The sequence below is a fragment of the Nocardia niwae NBRC 108934 = DSM 45340 genome (genome assembly GCF_001613465.1).
GTDB classification, from domain to species: Bacteria; Actinomycetota; Actinomycetes; order Mycobacteriales; family Mycobacteriaceae; genus Nocardia; species Nocardia niwae.
The window spans coordinates 50,955-68,498 of record NZ_BDCK01000029.1 but is presented as its reverse complement, the minus strand read 5'-3'; the positions used below and the strand labels follow the sequence as shown (position 1 = coordinate 68,498).

The 17,544-nt window shown below is 70.0% G+C and carries 21 protein-coding genes and 1 pseudogene; 7 read left to right on the top strand and 15 right to left on the bottom strand.

The window, feature by feature from the left end; translation table 11 throughout:
* Nucleotides 1–18 precede the first annotated feature (18 nt).
* Nucleotides 19–1,020: a DUF418 domain-containing protein gene (locus tag NNI01S_RS20700; RefSeq protein WP_063021773.1), complete on the top strand. Its 1,002-nt coding sequence runs from the start codon at nt 19–21 to the stop codon at nt 1,018–1,020.
* A 137-nt stretch (nt 1,021–1,157) separates the two neighbouring features.
* On the opposite strand, the pseudogene NNI01S_RS36560 reads toward NNI01S_RS20700, so the two are convergent.
* The 5 genes and pseudogenes from NNI01S_RS36560 to NNI01S_RS20680 all read right to left on the bottom strand — a co-directional run.
* Nucleotides 1,158–1,376 (bottom strand): annotated as a pseudogene (locus tag NNI01S_RS36560) (hypothetical protein); the annotation flags it as partial.
* A gap of 202 nt (nt 1,377–1,578) precedes the next feature.
* Nucleotides 1,579–1,749 carry a hypothetical protein gene (locus NNI01S_RS34650; protein ID WP_157114886.1) on the bottom strand — a complete coding sequence of 57 codons (171 nt, stop codon included), beginning with the start codon at nt 1,747–1,749 and terminating at the stop codon, nt 1,579–1,581.
* Nucleotides 1,750–1,752: 3 nt separating this feature from the next.
* Nucleotides 1,753–2,196, bottom strand: a complete 444-nt coding sequence (locus NNI01S_RS20690) for a hypothetical protein (protein ID WP_063021771.1) — start codon at nt 2,194–2,196, stop codon at nt 1,753–1,755.
* 164 nt (nt 2,197–2,360) lie between these two features.
* Nucleotides 2,361–3,530: a cytochrome P450 gene (locus tag NNI01S_RS20685; RefSeq protein ID WP_063917595.1), complete on the bottom strand. Its 1,170-nt coding sequence runs from the start codon at nt 3,528–3,530 to the stop codon at nt 2,361–2,363.
* Nucleotides 3,531–3,650: 120 nt separating this feature from the next.
* Nucleotides 3,651–3,845: a cation transporter gene (locus NNI01S_RS20680; protein WP_063021769.1), complete on the bottom strand. Its 195-nt coding sequence runs from the start codon at nt 3,843–3,845 to the stop codon at nt 3,651–3,653.
* A gap of 113 nt (nt 3,846–3,958) precedes the next feature.
* Here NNI01S_RS20680 and NNI01S_RS20675 point away from each other — a divergent pair, with 113 nt between their 5' ends.
* The 3 genes from NNI01S_RS20675 to NNI01S_RS33705 are packed head-to-tail and all read left to right on the top strand — an operon-like array spanning nt 3,959 to nt 4,758.
* The gene (locus tag NNI01S_RS20675; RefSeq protein ID WP_063021768.1) at nt 3,959–4,396 is read left to right on the top strand and encodes a hypothetical protein; all 438 of its coding nucleotides are present in this window, start codon (nt 3,959–3,961) and stop codon (nt 4,394–4,396) included.
* Between the two features lie 23 nt (nt 4,397–4,419).
* On the top strand, nt 4,420–4,575 hold the full coding sequence (locus tag NNI01S_RS35440; protein WP_169813002.1) for a DUF6131 family protein: 156 nt from the start codon (nt 4,420–4,422) through the stop codon (nt 4,573–4,575).
* A 9-nt stretch (nt 4,576–4,584) separates the two neighbouring features.
* On the top strand, nt 4,585–4,758 hold the full coding sequence (locus tag NNI01S_RS33705) for a CsbD family protein (protein WP_084489078.1): 174 nt from the start codon (nt 4,585–4,587) through the stop codon (nt 4,756–4,758).
* A gap of 87 nt (nt 4,759–4,845) precedes the next feature.
* Here the strand turns inward: NNI01S_RS33705 and NNI01S_RS20670 are convergent, their stop codons facing one another.
* The 4 genes from NNI01S_RS20670 to NNI01S_RS20655 form a co-directional block, all read right to left on the bottom strand.
* Nucleotides 4,846–5,574 (bottom strand): VIT1/CCC1 transporter family protein, encoded by a 729-nt coding sequence (locus NNI01S_RS20670; protein WP_063021767.1) that lies wholly within the window; start codon nt 5,572–5,574, stop codon nt 4,846–4,848.
* Between the two features lie 57 nt (nt 5,575–5,631).
* Nucleotides 5,632–6,006 carry a hypothetical protein gene (locus NNI01S_RS20665; protein ID WP_063021766.1) on the bottom strand — a complete coding sequence of 125 codons (375 nt, stop codon included), beginning with the start codon at nt 6,004–6,006 and terminating at the stop codon, nt 5,632–5,634.
* 270 nt (nt 6,007–6,276) lie between these two features.
* Nucleotides 6,277–8,172: a UvrD-helicase domain-containing protein gene (locus NNI01S_RS20660; RefSeq protein ID WP_063021765.1), complete on the bottom strand. Its 1,896-nt coding sequence runs from the start codon at nt 8,170–8,172 to the stop codon at nt 6,277–6,279.
* Nucleotides 8,173–8,308: 136 nt separating this feature from the next.
* Complete coding sequence (locus NNI01S_RS20655) at nt 8,309–9,382, bottom strand: AraC family transcriptional regulator (RefSeq protein ID WP_245676298.1); 1,074 nt, start codon at nt 9,380–9,382, stop codon at nt 8,309–8,311.
* Between the two features lie 34 nt (nt 9,383–9,416).
* On the opposite strand from NNI01S_RS20655, the gene NNI01S_RS20650 reads away from it, so the two are divergent.
* A complete protein-coding gene (locus NNI01S_RS20650; protein WP_063021825.1) occupies nt 9,417–10,922 on the top strand; it encodes a flavin-containing monooxygenase in 1,506 nt (501 codons plus the stop codon).
* Nucleotides 10,923–10,935: 13 nt separating this feature from the next.
* Here the strand turns inward: NNI01S_RS20650 and NNI01S_RS20645 are convergent, their stop codons facing one another.
* Nucleotides 10,936–11,748, bottom strand: coding sequence for a DUF1460 domain-containing protein (locus NNI01S_RS20645; RefSeq protein WP_063021764.1), 813 nt, complete (start codon nt 11,746–11,748; stop codon nt 10,936–10,938).
* 171 nt (nt 11,749–11,919) lie between these two features.
* Here NNI01S_RS20645 and NNI01S_RS20640 point away from each other — a divergent pair, with 171 nt between their 5' ends.
* Nucleotides 11,920–12,297, top strand: a complete 378-nt coding sequence (locus NNI01S_RS20640) for a hemophore-related protein (protein WP_063021763.1) — start codon at nt 11,920–11,922, stop codon at nt 12,295–12,297.
* A gap of 49 nt (nt 12,298–12,346) precedes the next feature.
* Here the strand turns inward: NNI01S_RS20640 and NNI01S_RS20635 are convergent, their stop codons facing one another.
* Together NNI01S_RS20635 and NNI01S_RS20630 are read right to left on the bottom strand one after the other, a co-directional pair.
* Entirely contained in the window at nt 12,347–13,510 is a 1,164-nt protein-coding gene (locus NNI01S_RS20635) for a sensor histidine kinase (RefSeq protein WP_063021761.1), read from the bottom strand.
* A complete protein-coding gene (locus NNI01S_RS20630) occupies nt 13,507–14,163 on the bottom strand; it encodes a response regulator transcription factor (protein WP_174554450.1) in 657 nt (218 codons plus the stop codon). Before NNI01S_RS20630 ends, NNI01S_RS20635 begins: the two co-directional genes overlap by 4 nt.
* A gap of 113 nt (nt 14,164–14,276) precedes the next feature.
* Between NNI01S_RS20630 and NNI01S_RS20625 the strand changes: the two genes are divergently transcribed.
* Nucleotides 14,277–14,687, top strand: coding sequence for a nitroreductase family deazaflavin-dependent oxidoreductase (locus tag NNI01S_RS20625; protein ID WP_063021759.1), 411 nt, complete (start codon nt 14,277–14,279; stop codon nt 14,685–14,687).
* A gap of 68 nt (nt 14,688–14,755) precedes the next feature.
* Here the strand turns inward: NNI01S_RS20625 and NNI01S_RS20620 are convergent, their stop codons facing one another.
* From NNI01S_RS20620 to NNI01S_RS20610, 3 genes are read right to left on the bottom strand one after another with little or no spacing between them, the layout of a single operon-like run.
* Nucleotides 14,756–15,748 carry a DUF8176 domain-containing protein gene (locus NNI01S_RS20620; RefSeq protein WP_063021757.1) on the bottom strand — a complete coding sequence of 331 codons (993 nt, stop codon included), beginning with the start codon at nt 15,746–15,748 and terminating at the stop codon, nt 14,756–14,758.
* A complete protein-coding gene (locus NNI01S_RS20615; RefSeq protein ID WP_063021755.1) occupies nt 15,735–17,072 on the bottom strand; it encodes a hypothetical protein in 1,338 nt (445 codons plus the stop codon). The genes NNI01S_RS20620 and NNI01S_RS20615 overlap by 14 nt, the downstream gene beginning before the upstream one ends.
* Nucleotides 17,069–17,392 (bottom strand): hypothetical protein, encoded by a 324-nt coding sequence (locus tag NNI01S_RS20610; protein ID WP_063021753.1) that lies wholly within the window; start codon nt 17,390–17,392, stop codon nt 17,069–17,071. The genes NNI01S_RS20615 and NNI01S_RS20610 overlap by 4 nt, the downstream gene beginning before the upstream one ends.
* Nucleotides 17,393–17,544 lie beyond the last annotated feature (152 nt).

Here is a 17,544-nt window from a genome sequence, read left to right as displayed (position 1 = left end):
CTGGTTACCGTGAAACGCATGCACTACGACGCGCGTCCACCCCGCATCCAGGAACTGGACGCGGTCCGTGGTTTCGCGCTGTGCGGGATTCTGGTGGTGGACATCTGGCGGATCACCGACATGCCTGCCACGGACGGATCGGGTTCGGTGATTCCGCTCCGGCATGTGCTGTCGGTGCTCTTCGAGGGGCGGTTCTTCCCGATCTTCTCCTTTCTGTTCGGGATCGGCTTCGCGTTGCTGCTCGACCGCGCCGCGCAGCGGGGCGAGCGCCCGCGGCTGGTGCTGGTCCGCCGCTTGCTGGCGCTCGGGTTGATCGGCTTGGTGCACCAGCAGTTCCAGCCGGGTGAGGCGTTGCTGCCGTACGCGCTGGCCGGAGCCGTGATCCTGGTGCCGGCCTCGGCGCTGCCCGACTGGGCCGTGCTGCTCGCGGGGTTGGCAGGCACCTTCGGCGTGGCGCTGGCCCTCGGTGGCGGTCTGGCTTTGGCGCCGGGTCTGTTCCTGCTCGGCTTGGTCACCGCACGTGCCGGAATCGTGGACACACTCGAGGAGCGAGGGCGGCAGATCGGTGCGGTCTTCGCCCTCGCCCTGCCCGCCGCGATCGTGGCGGGCAGGTGGGAGTACCGCACGCCGTATCTGGAGCTGTGGTCCACTCCCGCCATGGCCGTTGCGGGCCTGCTGGGCGCGCTGGCCTACGTCACCGGGTTGCTGCTGTTGCTGCGCATCGAGCCGGGGCAGGTGCTGGCGGAAGTATTACGGCCGCTGGGCCGTATGGCTTTGACCAACTATGTCGGCGCCACCGCCGTGATCCTGTTGGCCGCACCGCGTCTGGGCCTGCCCGGCTCCGGCGACTATGCGCCGGTTCTGGGGTTGGCTGTCGCGATCATCCTGGTACAGGCGATGCTCAGCGCCTTGTGGTTGCGGCTGTTCGAGTACGGCCCGCTGGAATGGTGGTGGCGCTGCGTCACCTGGTGGACGGTGGTGCCGATCCGGCGCGTGCGAATGCCGAGCCGCAGGTACTGAGTCGGCGCCCCGCCGCGTGATGGCCCGGGGGACTCCAGCGCGGCCGGCGTCGCCGGGACCAGTGGCGAGGTGTCGAGCTGGATCGCGACCTCGACCAACCACGCCAGTTCGGCGGCCGGCGTGGGCTGGTCCGGCTCGGTGAAGGATCGGTCGTCACCGGGCGGCGGCAGGCCGAGCCGGTGGGCCCGCAGCGCGGCGGCGATGCGCGCGGCCTCGATCGTGGCGACCCGGTAGCGCGAGCATGCGCCACGCCGTGCCGGTGCAGGGTTCCTCCGCCGCCACCATGACCTCGGCCCAGACGACCTGGGCCGGCACCGCGCCCGCGATGGCGCCGTACACCACCAGCGAAGCGGCATTGGGCACGCCGACGAGATCATAGATCGAGGTGTAGGTCCGCGGCACCGCCGCTTCGAAACCGACGTCCGCCGCGAGAACGGCGAACGCGACGGCCCAGCGTGCTGGGTTGCCCGGGTTGCGCAGGGCCAGAACCACACGCCACAGAAAGGCCCCGAAGGCGAAGACGCCCACGCCGCCGTAGACCAGCGCGAACCACATCCGCTAGCCCTGCCCCGGCCCCAGCGCGTCCAGCAACCGGCGGGCGCTGACCGGCGCGGAATCGGGGAGGACCCATTCCTCTGGTGCGGTCCACCGCGTGATGTGCTGAGCCGTCGGCATATTCGCGAGGTGTTCGGCCTCGTGCTCCTGCGGCTGGGCGTAGCGGATCCGCATGGCTCACTCGCGTTGCTCGTTCTCGATGCGACGCAGGACATCCAGCATCGCCAGCACCGACTCGGCGCGGACCGTACCCTGTCGCAGCCCGTCGCGCAGCACGAGCTCCAGCACCTCGTGTTCGGCATTCCCCTTGAGCGCGTCGATCAATGCCAGCTCGCTGCCGCGCGCCGAGGCCAGCTGCGGGTCGGTGAACGGGTCCAGGCTGTCGAGCCCGAAGTAACCGCGGAACAGTTCCAGCGTCTCGTAGGACGGGTTCACGGCCTGGCCGGTGCGCAGTTTCCAGAGGTAGTTGGCGGACAGGCGCGCCCCGGTGGTGCGGTGGATGTCCTCGGCCAGCGCTCGGTGTGTGATCTCCTGCGGCCGACCGTTTTTGCCCGCAGGCGGATGCATGCCGTTGATGAGCGTGTTGAGCGCTCGGGTGAACGGGTGTAAGTCCTCCCCCATGTCAGCGTGTCTCCTGTGGTTGACAGGGCATGTGGCGTAGATCATACTCGTCCGTGCTCCGCCAGTGTATGCCGGTGTGGTCGCCCCGAAGGGGTGGGTGACCGCGAGAGGCCCGGCGCCCGACAGCGGCAGCAGGTGGGGCGATCATCGTCGCTCGCCCCATCTCATCGGAGTTCCACCGGCAGCGTGAGCGGTACCCGATGGCGGAAGCCGGAGCGCCACACGATCTCTCGCTCGTCCACCGCGAGCGCCGAATCCGGCCACCGGGTGAGGACGTGATCGACGGCGGCCGCGGTGACGGTGCGTACCAGCGCGTTGCCCAGACACGCGTGCATGCCGTGGCCGAGCGCGAGCTGAGCGCCGGGGTCGCGCGTGAGGTCGAGTTCGCCGGGCCGGTGGAAGATTTCGGGATCATGATTGGCCGAGGCCAGGCACAGCAGCACCGTCTGCCCCGCGGGAATCGTCGAGTCGCCGAGCGTGAGGTCGGTGGTCGCGAAGCGCGGCCCGGCCAGCACCTGCGGCGACAGATATCGCAGCAACTCGTCCACGGCGGTCCGCTTGTCGGTCCGCGCGTGCCACCCTCGCCGCTGGTCCGGACGGCCGAGCAAGGTGAGCAGCGCGCCCGCGATCAGGTCGGCGAGCACTTCGTACCAGACGAACAGCAGGTAGAACAGCAGCCCAGCCAGCTCATCGGCGGTCGGCGACCCGGAGTCCGCGTGCGCCTCGGCCCAGCGTGCGAGCGCCGTGCCGGGCCGCTGGGCGTGCGTGGTGGCGTCGGTGATGATCGCGAGCATGGTGGCCAGGGTGTCGCGGGCGCGCGGTGGCGACGCCGACGGCAGCAGAGTCGAATCCGCCCACCTGCGAAGGTCTTCCGCGGCGGCTCCGTCCAGGCCGAGTAGTTCGCTCAGCACGGAGGCGGGAAGAGGCACCGCCAGTCGCTCGACCAGATCGACCGTTTCGCCGGGGCCGTGCTCGCGCAGCAGCGAATTCACCAGTCCGGGAGCGAGTTCCGTCCACTCGGCCAGCCGGCGCGGAGACAACTCGGAGGTCACCATGCCGCGCAGCCGCGCATGGTCGGCCGCAGCGGCCTCGAGCATCGCGTCCAGTGGCGGCGGCACCGGGAAACCCCGGTAGTCGTCGCCTTTCGCGTGCCGGGCCCGGGTGGACAACCGCTGGTCCAGTAGACCGGCTCGCACGTCGTGGTATCGCGTCACCAGCCAGGCCGGCGGGCCGTCCGGTGTCCGGACGCGGTGGACGCCGTCCCCCGCGGTACGCAGCCGCTGGAGTGTTGGCCACGGATCTCGGGCGAAGCGGGCGTCGAACACATCCGTCACCCGGTCATCATCGCGCACGGCGCCGCTCGGTGGCGGATGGCTGGTCGGCCGTCGGCGACGGGCTCCCGTGCGGTTCTCCGGCCTTCGCGCATTGTGCGCGAGGGCCGTGTGCCGGGCCGATCAGGAGGCGGCGGCTCCGGTTTGCCGGATCGCGTCGAGGACCTCGCCGTAGGTCAGCGTCGTCGAGTTCACGACCGCGCGTTCGGAGGCCACGTCGATGTCGACGGAGTCGATGCCGTTCACGCCGCGCAGCGCCGATTCGACGGCCGACGCGGACTCCCGGGTCACGTTGTGCAAGGTAACTGTGTACGTCATGCGAATCGCATTGACGGATTCGGTCCACTCAAACTTTCCTTTTTGTCCCGTTTGATCGCCGGGACGCCGGGAATAGCGGAGTTGTCAAACGACTCGACGCAACAGGGATTGCCATGATCATCATCATCGGGCTCGTCGCCTTGATCGCGGCCGTGATTATCGGAGTTGCCGCCGTAGTGGGCAACACCGGCCCCGCTCAGCAACTGACGAGCGATTTCTCGGTATTCGACTATCACTTCCACGGTTCCACCGGAGCGCTGTTCGGTTACGGCGTCGTACTCGGTGCGATCGGGACGTTCGGACTAGCCCTTGTGCTGTCCGGCGCTTGGCGGGTCACCCGCCGCGGCATGGTAGCGCGTCGTGAACTCGCGCAGTCCCGTCGCGAGATGGCGGCGGTACGGCGTGATCTGGCGGCAGACACCTCCGCACCGGCGGCGCGGGCTCCCCAGGAGCCGGCCTGGCGGCGGTGGCTGCGCGCACCCGGTTCGGGTACTGCTCGGACCGATCGCGGCGCGACAGTGTCGACTTCGAAACCCGTGACCGCGAAATAGTTGAGAAGAAAAGGAATACGACAATGATCATTCTCGGCCTCATCCTCTTGGTCCTGGGCTGGCTGCTCTCGATTCCGCTGCTCACCACTGCGGGCATCATCGTGCTGATCATCGGGCTCGTGCTGCTGGTGGCCGGTTCGGTGGGCCGTCCGGTGGGTGGCCGCCGCTGGTATTACTAGGGATTGCTCATGAAGTTCGAAGATCGCCTCACGCACCAAGTGCAAGCGACCAGGGGCAGCATGAAGAAATTCCTCGGCAAAGCGACGGGCAACTCCCGGCTGGAGGCCGAGGGGCGGCGTGACCAGACCCTCGGCAACGTCAAGCGCGCCGCGGACAAACTGCGGGACGCGTTCAAGCGCTGACCGCGCACCGAACGACCGGTGCCGGGCGAAGGCCGATGGCCTCCGCCCGGCATCGTCGTGTTCCGAGACGGACCCGCCGCCCGCGGGTCAGATTCCGGCCACGTCGGTGAGCTGGCCGATGCCGTAGGTGACGGCCATGGCCAGCGCGCCGCCGAGCACCACCCGTACCACCGCCCGGCCCCGAGGGCTGCCGCCCAACCGGGCGCTGACCGACCCGGTGAGCGCGAGGGCCGCCAGCACGGCGGCGAACGTCACCGGGATGCGCGCGGTGACCGGCGGGAGCAGGATGGCCAGCAACGGCAGCAGCGCGCCTAGCGTGAAGGCCACCGCCGAGGACAACGCCGCCTGCCAGGGATTGGTCAGCTCCGCGGGATTCAGGCCCAGTTCGGCCTCCGCGTGCGCGGTGAACGCGTCGTGCGCGGTGAGTTCTTCGGCCACCTTGCGCGCCGTATCCGGCGTCAACCCCTTGGCCTGGTAGATCGCCGTGAGTTCGGCCAGCTCGTAGTCCGGCTCGTCGCGCAGTTCCGTGCGTTCCTTCGCCAAGAGGGCCCGCTCCGAATCGCGCTGAGTGCTGACCGAGACGTATTCGCCCACCGCCATCGAGATCGCCCCGGCGGAAAGACCCGCGATGCCCGCGGTGAACAACGCCTGTGTGTCGGTGGTCGCCGCCGCCACGCCGACGACCAGCCCCGCCGTTGACACGATGCCGTCGTTCGCCCCGAGCACCCCGGCGCGCAGCCAGTTGAGCTTGGACGCGAAGCCGTTGCCGTGGGGTTCGTGCGGATGTGCGCCGGAGGCGTCGGTCGTGCGAGCCATAGAACGCACCCTAACCACCCCACGGTCCGGGGGCTGGATCCGCGAGGGCCGGCTCGCCTAGGAATGGGGTGGCCGGGGAACGGCCGGCGGATGCGGAAGCATCGTGCGGTGGATGACCTGCAGGACCAGCAGGAACAGCACCGAAAGCCCGGCGGTGGTGAAATCCCCGACCAGCACCGCCAGCACGGCGAACGCGCCGAACACCGGAACCTCCAGCGCCGCGCACCAGCGCAGAATCCGCAGCCGCCTGGCGTTGGCGGACAGTCGTTGCACACCGTCGTCGATGATGGTCAGCGCCGTCTCGTAGCGCACCATGCCGTCGCCGACCTGGACGAACATGTGCACCGCTTGGTCGCGGCTGAGTTCGCCGAGCCAGGCCCGGTCGATCAGCCGCTTGCCCTCCTCGGCGACCTCCTTGATAACCGCGTCCATGCGGCCCCCTTCCCAGTCGATCGGAGAGTCTAGCGGCCGAATCGCGCCTTCCCAGTGACGATTCAAGCGGGCGGGAAGACGTACACGCGCTCCGGCGCGATCCGCGCGATCTGCCGCCGCGCTTCCGGTCCGGCGGGGGTGACGGAACGGTTCACCGCGAATTCCGTCGGCTCGCCTGTTCCGCTGCCCGAGCCCGGGAGCGCGCCGGCCTCGGCCGCAGGTCCGCTAGGAGCGCCGCTGGATGTCAGGGCGGTCGTCGCGGACGCCGATTCACGCGTAGTCCCGCGCCCTCGTGATCGCGACGAGTTTCTGCCGGTCGGCGAGTTCGGCTCGCTCCCGGTCAGCGCCGGTGCGTGATCGGGGGCCGGCGGACCAGGTCGGATGGAAGACAGCCGCGAAATCGAGTCCCTTGGCGCGGTGCACCGTGCCGACCTTGACCGCCGCGTGCGGCGTGCCGTCGTAGTCCTCCAAGGGCAGCGTCGCGATGCGGACGGCGTCGAGCGCTCCGGCGAGCCGGCTCGCCTCCTGCCGGGTCCGGGTGAGTACGGCGATGTCGGACAACGGCTTCCCGCATTCGCGGATGCCCTCGACCAGCGCCGCTTCCAGGTAGTGGTCCGGTCCGCGCCAGATCCGCACCACGCCGTCGGGCAGGGTGACGTCGGCATCGCGCAACAGCACGCCCGGCGCGTCGTCGAAATCGCCGAGTTCGTTCACCGCATCGATCCCGGCGGCGTTCTCCCAGACGCGGCGGCGGTTGCGGTAGTTGACCCGCAGGACCTCGCCGCGGCCACGCAGATCGATGCCCGCGTCGGCCATGCGCCAGCCCCCGGCGTACACCTGCTGCTGGCCGTCACCGAGCAGCAGCAGCGGACTCGATCCGTTGCCGCCCGCGATGGCATGGGCCAGCCGCAGCCCCGCCAGCGTGATGTCCTGCACCTCGTCGACGATCACCGCGTCATAGGGCTCGGGGAGCGGTTCGTTGCGGATCTCGGCCAGCGCGATGGCGATGACGTCGCTGTAATCGGAGATGCCCCGCTCGCGCATCGCGCGCACGTACGGAACGTACAGCTTGTGCCACACATCGGCGCGCCGGTCGTCGTCGAGGCGAACGCCGTTGCGCCCGTGTCGTTCCGTGCGCTGATAGACGTCGAGATCATCGATCTCCCGGCCCTTGATGACCCGGTCGATCTCCTCCCGCCAGTAACTTCCGTGCGGCTCGATGTCCTCGAAGTCGGCTCGCGCGCGGGCCCAGACCCGTTCGAACACGCGGTCGGCGCCCCGCGGGTCGAGTTTCGGGGCCGCGATCCGCTGGGCCAGGAAATCCAGTGCCCAGGAATGCAGGCCGGCGAACTGGACGCGTCCCTCGGTTCCCGGCGCCAGCTGCCGGAAATAGGTCTCCTGGCAGTTCGCGAGCGTCTTGACGAATGTCGTGTACAGCTGACGACCGGTGGATCGTTTGGCCTGTCCGGCCATCCGGTGCAGCGCCACGACGGTCTTCCCGGTGCCCGCCGGGCCTGCCAGCCGGGCGGGGCCGGTGTACGCGCGGGAGACCAGGAGTTCCTGTTCGGGATCCAGGAAGGTCATCCAGTGCTGGAACGGCCTCGCCAGCGCCGCGTCGCGCTGCGGCGTCAGGACTTCCGACCGATCGAGCAGGGCGAGATCCGCTGCGTCCTGCGTCGTTTCCTCGATCTCCAGCAGCTCGTACTCCCGGGCCGACTGGTGCGCGACGGTGTTCGCGATGGCCTGGGCCCGGGTGGGCTTCAGCTGCCGGTGCCGCGCGCGGATCACCCGATCGAGCTCGCCGGGCCCGGCGACGGCGAACCGGCCGTCGCCGCGCAGTCCGATCTCGCCGGGAACGAGCAGGACGATCTGCGCGTCGTGGGCGACGACCTTCTCCCGGCCGAACTGCAATCTGCCGAACCGCGCCTCGACATGGCGGCGGATGCCGTCGAGTTCGGCGGGCACGTGCTCGGCGAAGCGCAACGCGAAAAGCCCGGTGCCGCAGACCAGCAGCGCGTGAGCGTGGTCGGCGGGCACCGGATCCCGGTGAATGAGCAGGTAGCGTCCCGGCTCGGTCAGCGCCTCGGCGAAAAACGCGCGCTGATCCGACGAACAGCCGGGGATGCGGGTCAGCGTGTCCGTGACACGCGAAAGCCAGGTGTTCATGGAGTCCCCCTTCCGGTGCGCACCTACCCCGTCTTCGACGGTAAAGACGCGGCGTCGAGGAGGGAATGGGTCGAAAGCTCTCGGGGACAACCGTTATCGAATCGGACTCATCGGACGCCGGACCGTTGTCGACCCGTCACCCGAAAGTGTTGGGCGGCTGTGCCATTCCCTGCGACTCGGCGCGGCGCAGGCCGGTCGGCGTTGTGCCCCACCATCTTCGGGCGCATCGGGTGAACGTCGCCTGCTCGGACAACCCGATCAGCGAGGCGACCTGGCTCATCGGCATGTCCGTCGTGGTCAGATAGCGCCGCGCCGCGTCACGGCGCACCTCGTCCAGGATCGCGGCGAACGAGGTGCGCTCGGCGGCGAGCCGACGTTGCAGGGTGCGCGGGTGCACGGTCAGCAGCCGTGCCACCGCGTGTATCTCGGGCGCGGAGGTGCCGAGAAGCTGCTGGACGGCGGCGCGCACCTGCGGGGCGATCGCCGCCGCCGCGTCGCCGGACTGCTCGGCGAGGAACGCCATGGCCAGCCGGTGCAGGTTCTCGTCGCCCCCGGTGAGCGGTTTGCCCGCCAAGTTGCTCGGCACGCGCAGGGCCGCGAACGGCCGCTCGACCCGCACCGGTGCGCCGAAGAACTCCTCGTACCGGGCGACCGCCGCTTCCGGCCGGTAGGGCAGCTCGACCGAGCGCAACCCGTAGCGGCCACCCACCAGGCGCTGAATGGTGCGATGCACGAATGCCAGCCCGAGGTCGGTGCCCTGGACGGGCGTCGGGAGTCCCGGCCGCACGCCATAGCGCAGCGCGATCACGCCGCGATCGCCGTAGGGGTCGGGCTCGAGCGTCAAACTGAGCGACCGCGCGTGCAGGAACAGATACCGCGCCGAGCACTCGAGCACGTCGGCCAGCGACGGCGAGTTGCGGATGGCCAGTGCGAGCGGGCCGAGCATGTCCAGGTCCTGCCGTTGGGAGATCCGCAAGCCCAGGTCGGGGCAGCGCAGCTGGTGCGCGGCCAGTTCCAGCACGGCCGCGACGCGCTCGTCGGGCACGAGCAGGTCGTCGGCGTCCAAGGCGGCCACCGGCAGGCCGCAGGCCGTGGCCAGCCCCTCGGCGTCTCCGCCCAGTTCGGCCACGGTCGCGCGAAAACCGCGCAACCCGGCCGAGCGAATCACCGACATGTCGTAGAGAATCAAATAGTTGTCGCGCAAAGTCAAGAAAGCCGGGCTGCTCGGCTCGCACACTGGAGGCATGACGGAGACCGCCGCAGCACCGGAACACCTCGATGTCGTGATCGTCGGCGCCGGACTGTCCGGTATCGGCGCGGCCTACCGGCTACAGACCGAGTGCCGGGGCAAGACCTACGCCGTCCTGGAGGCCCGCGACGCGCTCGGCGGCACCTGGGACCTGTTCAGATATCCGGGTATCCGCTCCGACTCCGACATGTTCACCCTGGGCTACCCGTTCAAGCCGTGGCGCGACGCCAAGTCGATCGCGGATGGTCCGTCGATCCTGCGCTACATCACCGAGACCGCCACGGAGTACGGCATCGACCGGCACATCCGCTATCGCACCAAGGTGGTCGCCGCCGACTGGGACAGCGCGGCCGCGCGCTGGACGTTGACGCTCGCGCAGCGCGACGCATCGGGCGCCACCGAGAGCCGCACACTGACCTGCGGCTTCCTCTACGCCTGCGCCGGATACTACGACTACGACCAGCCCTACGCGCCGGAGTTCCCCGGCATCTCCTCGTTCGCCGGGCAGGTGGTGCACCCGCAGTTCTGGCCCGAGGACTTCGACTATCGCGGCAAGCGCGTCGTCGTGATCGGCAGCGGCGCGACCGCGGTCACGCTGGTCCCGGCCATGGCGGAACAGGCACAGCTGGTAACCATGCTGCAACGTTCGCCGACCTGGATCAGCGCGGTTCCGGGCCGGGACAAAGTGGCCGACAAGATCCGCGAACTGCTGCCGCCGCGGCTGGCGCATCGCGTGATCCGCACCAAGAACATCCTCTTCGGCATCGGTTTCTACCAGTACTGCCGACGGCGGCCGGAAGCGGCGCGCAAACTGCTCACCGGTCTCACCACGCGGATCCTGAAGGACGAGCAGGCCGTCGCCGAGCACTTCACGCCCAGCTACAACCCCTGGGACCAGCGGCTGTGCGCGGTCCCGGACGCGGACTTCTTCAAGGCGATGAGGAAGGGCGAAGCCGAGGTCGTCACCGATCACATCGACACCTTCGTGCCCGAGGGAATCCGGCTGAAGTCCGGCCGGGTGCTGGAGGCGGACGTCGTGATCACCGCGACAGGGCTGCAGCTGCTCGCCTTCGGCGGGATCGCGCCCAGCGTCGACGGCGTACCGGTCGGATTGTCCGAGCAGTTCGTCTGGCAGGGGACCATGCTCACCGGCGTCCCCAACTTCGCCGTGTGCATCGGCTACACCAACGCGTCCTGGACGTTGCGCGCCGACCTCACCTCCCGATTGGTCTGCAGGGTGCTCGAGCACATGGATCGCCGAGGCTACGCCGCCGTGGTGCCCGAGCCACAGGGCGAGCTCGCGGAACACCCGCTGTTGGATCTGGCCTCGGGCTACATCCAGCGCTCCATCGGCGCGTTCCCCCGCCAGGGCGACCGTCATCCGTGGAAGGTGCGGCAGAACTACCTGCTCGACTCGGCCATGACCTTGCGCACGGACCTGGACAAGACGCTCACCGGGACGCCGAAATCGGCCCTCCGGCAGCCGGTGGCCGTCTCCTGACCCTCGACCCTGATCACCGCGCGCGGAGAACGACGATGCCCGGGGTGGACCGCACGTAGTCGGCGAAGGGCGAGTCCACCACTTTGTCGTTGCCCGCCAGCGAGGACGCATTGCGGAAGACCGGACCCGCGTCGGTCATGACGAAGATGCCGACGTGCGTGACGTCCAGCCCCGGTTGGTCGGCGTAGGCGCCGATGTAGTCGCCTGTGCGCAACCTGCCGACGACCCCCTGGTCGACGGCGGCGGCGGGAATGTAGGTGACGGCGCGATCGACCACGGGAAGACCCGGAAGATAGGTGCCGCCATCGGCTTTCGCGTTGAGGTGTTTGCCGACGGTCACCGCCGCGGTGCTCATCGCGGCCGTGACGTCGGTGGCCGCGACGCCGGTCGTGTGCGCCCAGTCGGTGAAGAAGTGTTTGCGCTGCCGGAAATCGACTCGGCCGTCGGCGTAGCGGGTTGCGATCAGGTTCGCCGTGAACTGGTCGCGGTCGGTGGATCTGGTCAGCGCCTCGACATAGTCGAGATAGGTGAAGCAATCCACCCGGCGGAAGTCGATGACCAGCTGTTCGGGCTGGGTCGCCGACCCGACGAGCATGTTCGCGCCATAGGGCGTGCCGAGGAACGGACGCGACAGCAGCTCGATCAGGTCCGCCTTGCCCGCCGACGCGGGCGCCTGAGCGCGCGCCGCCAGCAATTCGTCGAGCTTCCTCGCGGTGGCGTCGTCGAGGCGCACGGCTTCCGGCGCGGCGAGCGCCGCGTGCGGTGCGCACACCACTGCGGTGAGGAGAGCCGCGACGACGAGCAGGACACGAGCGATGGTGCGCAAGACGCCTCCACAGAGGTGATCGGCCGGGTACACAACAGCGACACCCACGGTAGCGGGGCGGCGGGCGGCGAGGTGCCACATCACCTAGCGCTGTCCAAACACCCCGCCTGATGGACTCGGCTCCGGGTCGCATCGTGGTGACCCGAACGTCCAACCGAAAGGGTTTCCGACATGACGAGAATCGTTCGAGCCGCTCTCGCTCTCGGCGGTCTGCTCGCCGCGGGCGCGCTGCTGGTTCCGGCGACCGCATCCGCGCAGCCGCGTCCGGGCGGACTGCTCGAGACGACCTGCAGCTTCGCGCAGATCGACGCCGCCGTCCATGCTCAGTTCCCCGAGTTCGCCGCCCGGCTCGACGCGCACCCCGACCGGAAGGCGAAACTTCAGGACTTCCTCGATCTCCCGGTCGAGCAGCGCAAGCAGCGCGCCGAGGAGTTCGCGGACAAGCACCCGGAGGTCGAGCGCAGGTTCGAGGAGCGCCGGGACTCGCCGCGGGCTCAGGAGCACCGCGACAAACTGCGCGTTATCGCCGACACCTGTCACAACTACTGAGCCCGGTGCGGGCGAGGCATCGGCCTCGCCCGCACCGCAGCCGTCCCGGCTATCCCCGGGCGCGTGGAAGGTCGACGGTGACCGCGAGACCGCCGTCCGGTCGCGCCACCGCATGGACCGTGCCGCCATGGGCCTGCGCGACGGAGCGCACGATCGACAAGCCGAGCCCGGCGCCGCGTGCGTCGGAATCGGCTACGCGTTCGGCGGTGGAAAGTCGGCGGAACGGTTCGAAGAGACCGTCGACTTCGAAAACGGGCACCGGGGGACCGGTGTTCTCCACCGTGAGCACGGCGCGGTCGCCGGCCGTCCGGGACCGGAGGGCCACCCAGCCGTGCTCGGGGAGGTTGTAACGCAGGGCGTTGTCGAGCAGGTTGTGGACGAGGCGTTCCAGCAGCAGCGGATCTCCGAGCACGGGTGTGGCGACGAGGTCGGTGGTGATCTCGGCCTCGGAACGCCCGGTGCGTGCTCCGACCGCGTCGGCGGCGATGTCGGCCAGGTCGGCGCGCCGGTGCTCGGTCAGTCGCTGCTCGCTGGTGGCCAGCACCAGCAGGCCGTCGATGAGCCGTTCGTGCCTGCGGTTCACCGCCAGGAGCGTGGCGCCGAGCCTGCGGGTCGATTCGGCGACGTCGGGGTCTTCCAACGCCACCTCGAGCAGGGTCCGGTTGATGGTCAGCGGGGTGCGCAACTCATGGGAGGCGTTCGCCACGAACCGGCGCTGTCCGTCGAACGCCCGGTCCAGGCGCTCCAGCATCGCGTCGAACGTGTCGGCCAGATCCTTGATCTCATCCTGTGGACCGTCGAGGGCGATGCGCTCGTGCAAGCTGGTGTCGGCGACTCGCCGCGCTGTCGCGGTGATCCGCTGCAGCGGATGCAGGGCGCGTCCGGCCAGCAGCCAGCCGAACCCGCCCGCGGCGATACCGACCACGCCGAGGGAGACCAGCGACCACACCAGCATGGCGCGCAACGTGTCCCGCCGGTTCCGCTGGGCCTGCTCGGTGAGCGCCTTGAACAGCTCCGACGAGACCGGAGCCCGGTTGCGCTCGGCCCGCTCGAGCAGGTACTCCCGCACCACTTGCTGGGCGCCGCCGCCGGGCCGGCGCTCCAGCGAATGGCTGAGGTAGAAGTACATCAATGCGATGAGGACCGCACCGGCCACGAAGAACGCCGTCGCGTACAGCAGCGTGAGCCGCAGCCGGATGGTGCGCCCCTTCATCGGATCCGGTACCCGACGCCCGGTTCGGTCTCGATCAGCCGCGGGTCCCCCAGTTTCCGCCGCACGTTCATGATCGTGTACCGCACCACGCCGGTGAACGGGTCGATGTGCTCGTCCCACGCCTTCTCCAGCAATTGCTCGGCCGAGACCACACCGCCGTCCGCGCGCAGCAGTTCCGCCAGCACCGCGAACTCCTTGCGCGACAGTGTGACCGGCTCGCCGTTCCTGGTGACGGCGAACCGGTGCGGATCGAGCCGGATGCCGGAGCGTTCCAGCACCGGGGGAGCGGCGCTGCGCGCCCGCCGCCCGAGCGCTTGGATCCGGGCGACCAGCTCGGCGAACGCGAACGGCTTCGTCAGATAGTCGTCCGCGCCGAGGCCGAGACCGGCCACGCGCTCGGCCACGGCGCTCGCGGCCGTCAGCATCAGGATCCGGGCCGCGCCGCCCGACTCGATGAGCGTGCCGCACACCGCGTCGCCGGAAACGCGAGGCAGATCCCGATCGAGGACCACCACGTCGTAGTCGTTCACGCCGGTGCGCTCCAGCGCCGCCGCGCCGTCGTACACCACGTCGACCGCCATGGCGTGCCGGCGTAGCCCGTCGGCGATCGCGTCGGCCAGCAACGTCTCGTCCTCGACAACAAGCACCCGCACCACGCCATCGTGCACCCTCACGCTGTTGGGCCGACGTTAGTTCGGCGTGGGCCGACAGGTCTGGGTAGGCTCGCGCACGACCCGGCGCACCCGACTCCCAGGAGAGACCAGCCATGGCAGGCGACTGGAACACCCAGATCATCGAAGAATTCCGCGCCAACCAAGGCAAGGTCGGCGGGCCCTTCGCGGGCCGTGAATTGCTGCTGCTCACCAGCATCGGCGCCAAGTCGGGGCGCCCGCGCACCAATCCGCTCGCGTTCATCCGCGACGGCGAAGACATCGTGGTCGTCGCCTCCAAAGCGGGCGCTCCCACCAATCCCGACTGGTTCCACAACGTGCGGGCCCACCCGTCGGTCACGCTCGAAATCGGCACCGAGACTCTGGAGGCGACCGCGACGCCGATCATCGAAGGGCCCGAACGCGATCGCCTCTACGCCGCGATGGTCGAAGTGATGCCCGGTTTCGCCGAGTACCAGGAGAAGACCGACCGGGTGATCCCGGTGGTCAAGCTGACGCCGCGCTGAGCGGAGCCGGTGCGCCCACCGCACCGCAGGGTTCGCTGATGCGGTTCGGGTTCGGTCCCGCGGAGAGCTCAGCCCGCCGTGATTCCGGTGATCAACGTTTGATCCGTACCGGTGCGGGTGGTGATGAACTGGGTGAAGGTGTTCGACTCTTCGCCGGGAAACTGTTGCGTCAACCGGACTTCCCACCGTGCCTGACCGTCGGGCCCGTCTCCGGCCCGGGAGATCTGCACACAGTAGCGGGTCCCGGCCGGCACCTGATTGATGCCGCGCTGAATCTGGTCGGCGGGCGACACCGCCGCGTCCGGGGCCACCACCGCGCGGGCGCGGTACCCGGACCGTTCGGCGTAGTAGGCGTACTCGAAGGCGAAGATGGCGTCCGGGCCGTTCCCCGTGCCGCCCGGATCGGTGCCGGAAACTACGTCGGCGGTGCGCTTCTGCTCGCATCCCGGTGTGGCGATGGCCCATGGGGGCTTGACCCGCGAGGTGGATGTGGAGGTGGCCGGTGCGGGGCCGGCCGCGCGCGGCGGCGAGGTCGCCGCGGTTTTGCGCGAATTCGCCTCGGAACCGTAGATCATGGCCAGGCTGATCGATACGGTGGCGACGACGATGCCCAGCACGATCAAGACGGTCAGGGAGCGATTGCCGCGCTGTTGATCGGCGCGCCGCGGATGGCGCACCGGAGTGCCGGGATGGCGGCCGGATCGGTTGACGATGGCGGGCGCGGTGCCGCGGGTCTCCTCGGCCTTGGCCGGGGCGGGCTCGACGGGTGCGCTGCGCTGCGGCGCGGCCACCGGTTGCGGCGCTCGCGCCGCCGGGGCCGCGGGTTCGAGCCATTGCTCCCACTCGCCGAGCTGCGGCCGGACACCGGGCCGTTCCGGCGGGGGCGGTGGTTGCGCGGCTTCGTATTCGGGCGCGCGACGACGAATCTGCTTGCGACGGCCGGGCGACCGACGACGCTTCGACGGCTTGGCCGCGGGAATGCGCAGCATCGGCAGACCCGTGTCGAACGGATTGCTCTGGCCTGCGCCCTGACTGGGATGCTCCCGGTCAGGGGGCGTCATCGTCGAATTCGCCCAGCACCGGTACGACCGCGGTCACCGCGGACGGGATGGTGACGCCGAGCTGTCCGTCGCGCGGCTTGTGCTCCTGGTCCGCACCGCCCGGCGGCGGGGCGGGCGGCACCACCATGCCCCCGGTGGGGCCGGGATGCGCGGGGTGGTCGGGGCTGCCCGCGGGCGCGGGCGGCGCGGCGTCGACGGCGGGCGGCGCGACCGCGGGCGCGGGCCTGCTCTCCGGCTTCGGTACATCCGCGCGCGCGGCCGGTGCCGAGTTGCCGGGCGGGATCACCGAACCGGGCCCGGTGGCCGACGGCTTGTGCTCGGGCGATCCCCCGAAGTCGAACAGCTTCGAGGAATTCTTCGAGTCGTCGCCGTTCGTGCCGGAGTTGGTGGTGGAGCCCGGGTTGATCAGTTCCGGGATCGCCTTGTCCGCGGCGGCCGCGACGGTGTCGATGCCGTGGATGCCGACTTCAGCGATCTTGTCGATGATGTGCGTGCCGATGTCGACGCCCGCGTTGATGGCCGTGGTGCCGAGATCGACGCCCGCGGAGATGAGCGCCTGCTGCAACTGGAGCTGCGCGGCCAGCGCCGGGTCCATGGGCTGGGTGGTCGCGGGCGTGGTGGTGCCGGGCACGGTGGTGCCGGGCACGGTGGTGCCGGGCACGACCTGTCCGGTGCCACCCTGACCGGCGGCCTGGCCTTGGCTGACGCCGGACGGCGCGGTGACCGTGAGCGGCCCCATCTCGTCGAGTCGCCTGGTGTGGTCGTCCATTTCGGTGCGCGCGGCCGTCACTGTGGTGAGCGCGTCACGCAGCGCCAGGGTGGCGCGCGCGATGACGGCGTCGGTCTCCGGCGCCGAACTCGCGTTGTCCAGGATCTCCCGCGCGTCGCGCCGGAAGTCGGCGATGATCTGGTCGACGCGCCGCGCCGCGCGTCCGGAGGTGGCGTGCGCGTCGGCGAGGACGGACAGATACGCGGGCCCCCGATCGGAGATGTCGCCGATCTGGGTCTGCGTCGTGCGCAGTGCGGGCACCGCGCTGTCGGCGGCCTGGGAGGTCCAGCTCGACTCCAGCGCGTGCAGGCCTTCGCGGTGCGGGCCTTCGGTGTCGGCCGCCTGGGTGGAGGCGGCCGAGAGTGCCCCGGTCGCGGCGGCGCTCGGCACGCCGACGCCGGTGCCGAGTGAGGAACGCAGTGCCAGCATCGGTTTGACCAGCGCGGCGACGATCGGCGGGTCGGCGCCCGGCGCAGTGCTCTGCGGCCGGGTGGCCTCCGTGGCGGCGGGCTGGGGGGTGTGCGCCCGTTTCCGCAGTCCCATCAGGCTTCTCATGCCAGTGCCTCCCCGGACCGGGTGATCGCGGCCGCCGTCGCGGCGTCGACGCCCTGCGCGTTCTCGCGGTAATCGCGCAGAACCCGGCCGTAGGCGCCGACCAGCTGCCCGGCGGTCGACAACGCTTCCGCGTGTTCGGCGACTGCCGCGGAGAAGCGGGCCGCGAACTGCGCGCCGACGAGCCCGAGATCGGCGGCCAGCCGTTCGGGATCCACCGCGCCGGAGGCGACCGTGGCCGCCGACGCCAATTGTTTGGACACCGCGTCCGCGATCGCGGTGTAGGCGGCCACCGCCGCCGGGTCGAGCCTGAGCGTGTCCACTGTTCCCCTCCCGGATCCCAGTCTGTCGCTACCGCGCCATGATTCACCGCCAAGGGTACTGTGCCGGAGGGCCGTCATGCGCCCGATCGTGGGTGGTCCGTTCTGTGCGAAGGCTGCCCTTCGGCGTTTCCGATCCGCGCCACCGTGCGGAG

Bases quoted from the DNA above. Each gene is read 5' to 3' on its own strand.
- NNI01S_RS20650 (WP_063021825.1), top strand. From the start codon at position 9,417: ATGACGGAGACCGCCGCAGCACCGGAACACCTCGATGTCGTGATCGTC.
- NNI01S_RS20635 (WP_063021761.1), bottom strand. From the start codon at position 13,510: ATGAAGGGGCGCACCATCCGGCTGCGGCTCACGCTGCTGTACGCGACG.
- NNI01S_RS20625 (WP_063021759.1), top strand. From the start codon at position 14,277: ATGGCAGGCGACTGGAACACCCAGATCATCGAAGAATTCCGCGCCAAC.
- NNI01S_RS20690 (WP_063021771.1), bottom strand. From the start codon at position 2,196: ATGGGGGAGGACTTACACCCGTTCACCCGAGCGCTCAACACGCTCATC.
- NNI01S_RS20675 (WP_063021768.1), top strand. From the start codon at position 3,959: ATGATCATCATCATCGGGCTCGTCGCCTTGATCGCGGCCGTGATTATC.
- NNI01S_RS20665 (WP_063021766.1), bottom strand. From the start codon at position 6,006: ATGGACGCGGTTATCAAGGAGGTCGCCGAGGAGGGCAAGCGGCTGATC.
- NNI01S_RS20700 (WP_063021773.1), top strand. From the start codon at position 19: ATGCACTACGACGCGCGTCCACCCCGCATCCAGGAACTGGACGCGGTC.
- NNI01S_RS20620 (WP_063021757.1), bottom strand. From the start codon at position 15,748: ATGACGCCCCCTGACCGGGAGCATCCCAGTCAGGGCGCAGGCCAGAGC.
- NNI01S_RS35440 (WP_169813002.1), top strand. From the start codon at position 4,420: ATGATCATTCTCGGCCTCATCCTCTTGGTCCTGGGCTGGCTGCTCTCG.
- NNI01S_RS20615 (WP_063021755.1), bottom strand. From the start codon at position 17,072: ATGAGAAGCCTGATGGGACTGCGGAAACGGGCGCACACCCCCCAGCCC.
- NNI01S_RS20660 (WP_063021765.1), bottom strand. From the start codon at position 8,172: ATGAACACCTGGCTTTCGCGTGTCACGGACACGCTGACCCGCATCCCC.
- NNI01S_RS20680 (WP_063021769.1), bottom strand. From the start codon at position 3,845: ATGACGTACACAGTTACCTTGCACAACGTGACCCGGGAGTCCGCGTCG.
- NNI01S_RS34650 (WP_157114886.1), bottom strand. From the start codon at position 1,749: ATGCGGATCCGCTACGCCCAGCCGCAGGAGCACGAGGCCGAACACCTC.
- NNI01S_RS20640 (WP_063021763.1), top strand. From the start codon at position 11,920: ATGACGAGAATCGTTCGAGCCGCTCTCGCTCTCGGCGGTCTGCTCGCC.
- NNI01S_RS33705 (WP_084489078.1), top strand. From the start codon at position 4,585: ATGAAGTTCGAAGATCGCCTCACGCACCAAGTGCAAGCGACCAGGGGC.
- NNI01S_RS20670 (WP_063021767.1), bottom strand. From the start codon at position 5,574: ATGGCTCGCACGACCGACGCCTCCGGCGCACATCCGCACGAACCCCAC.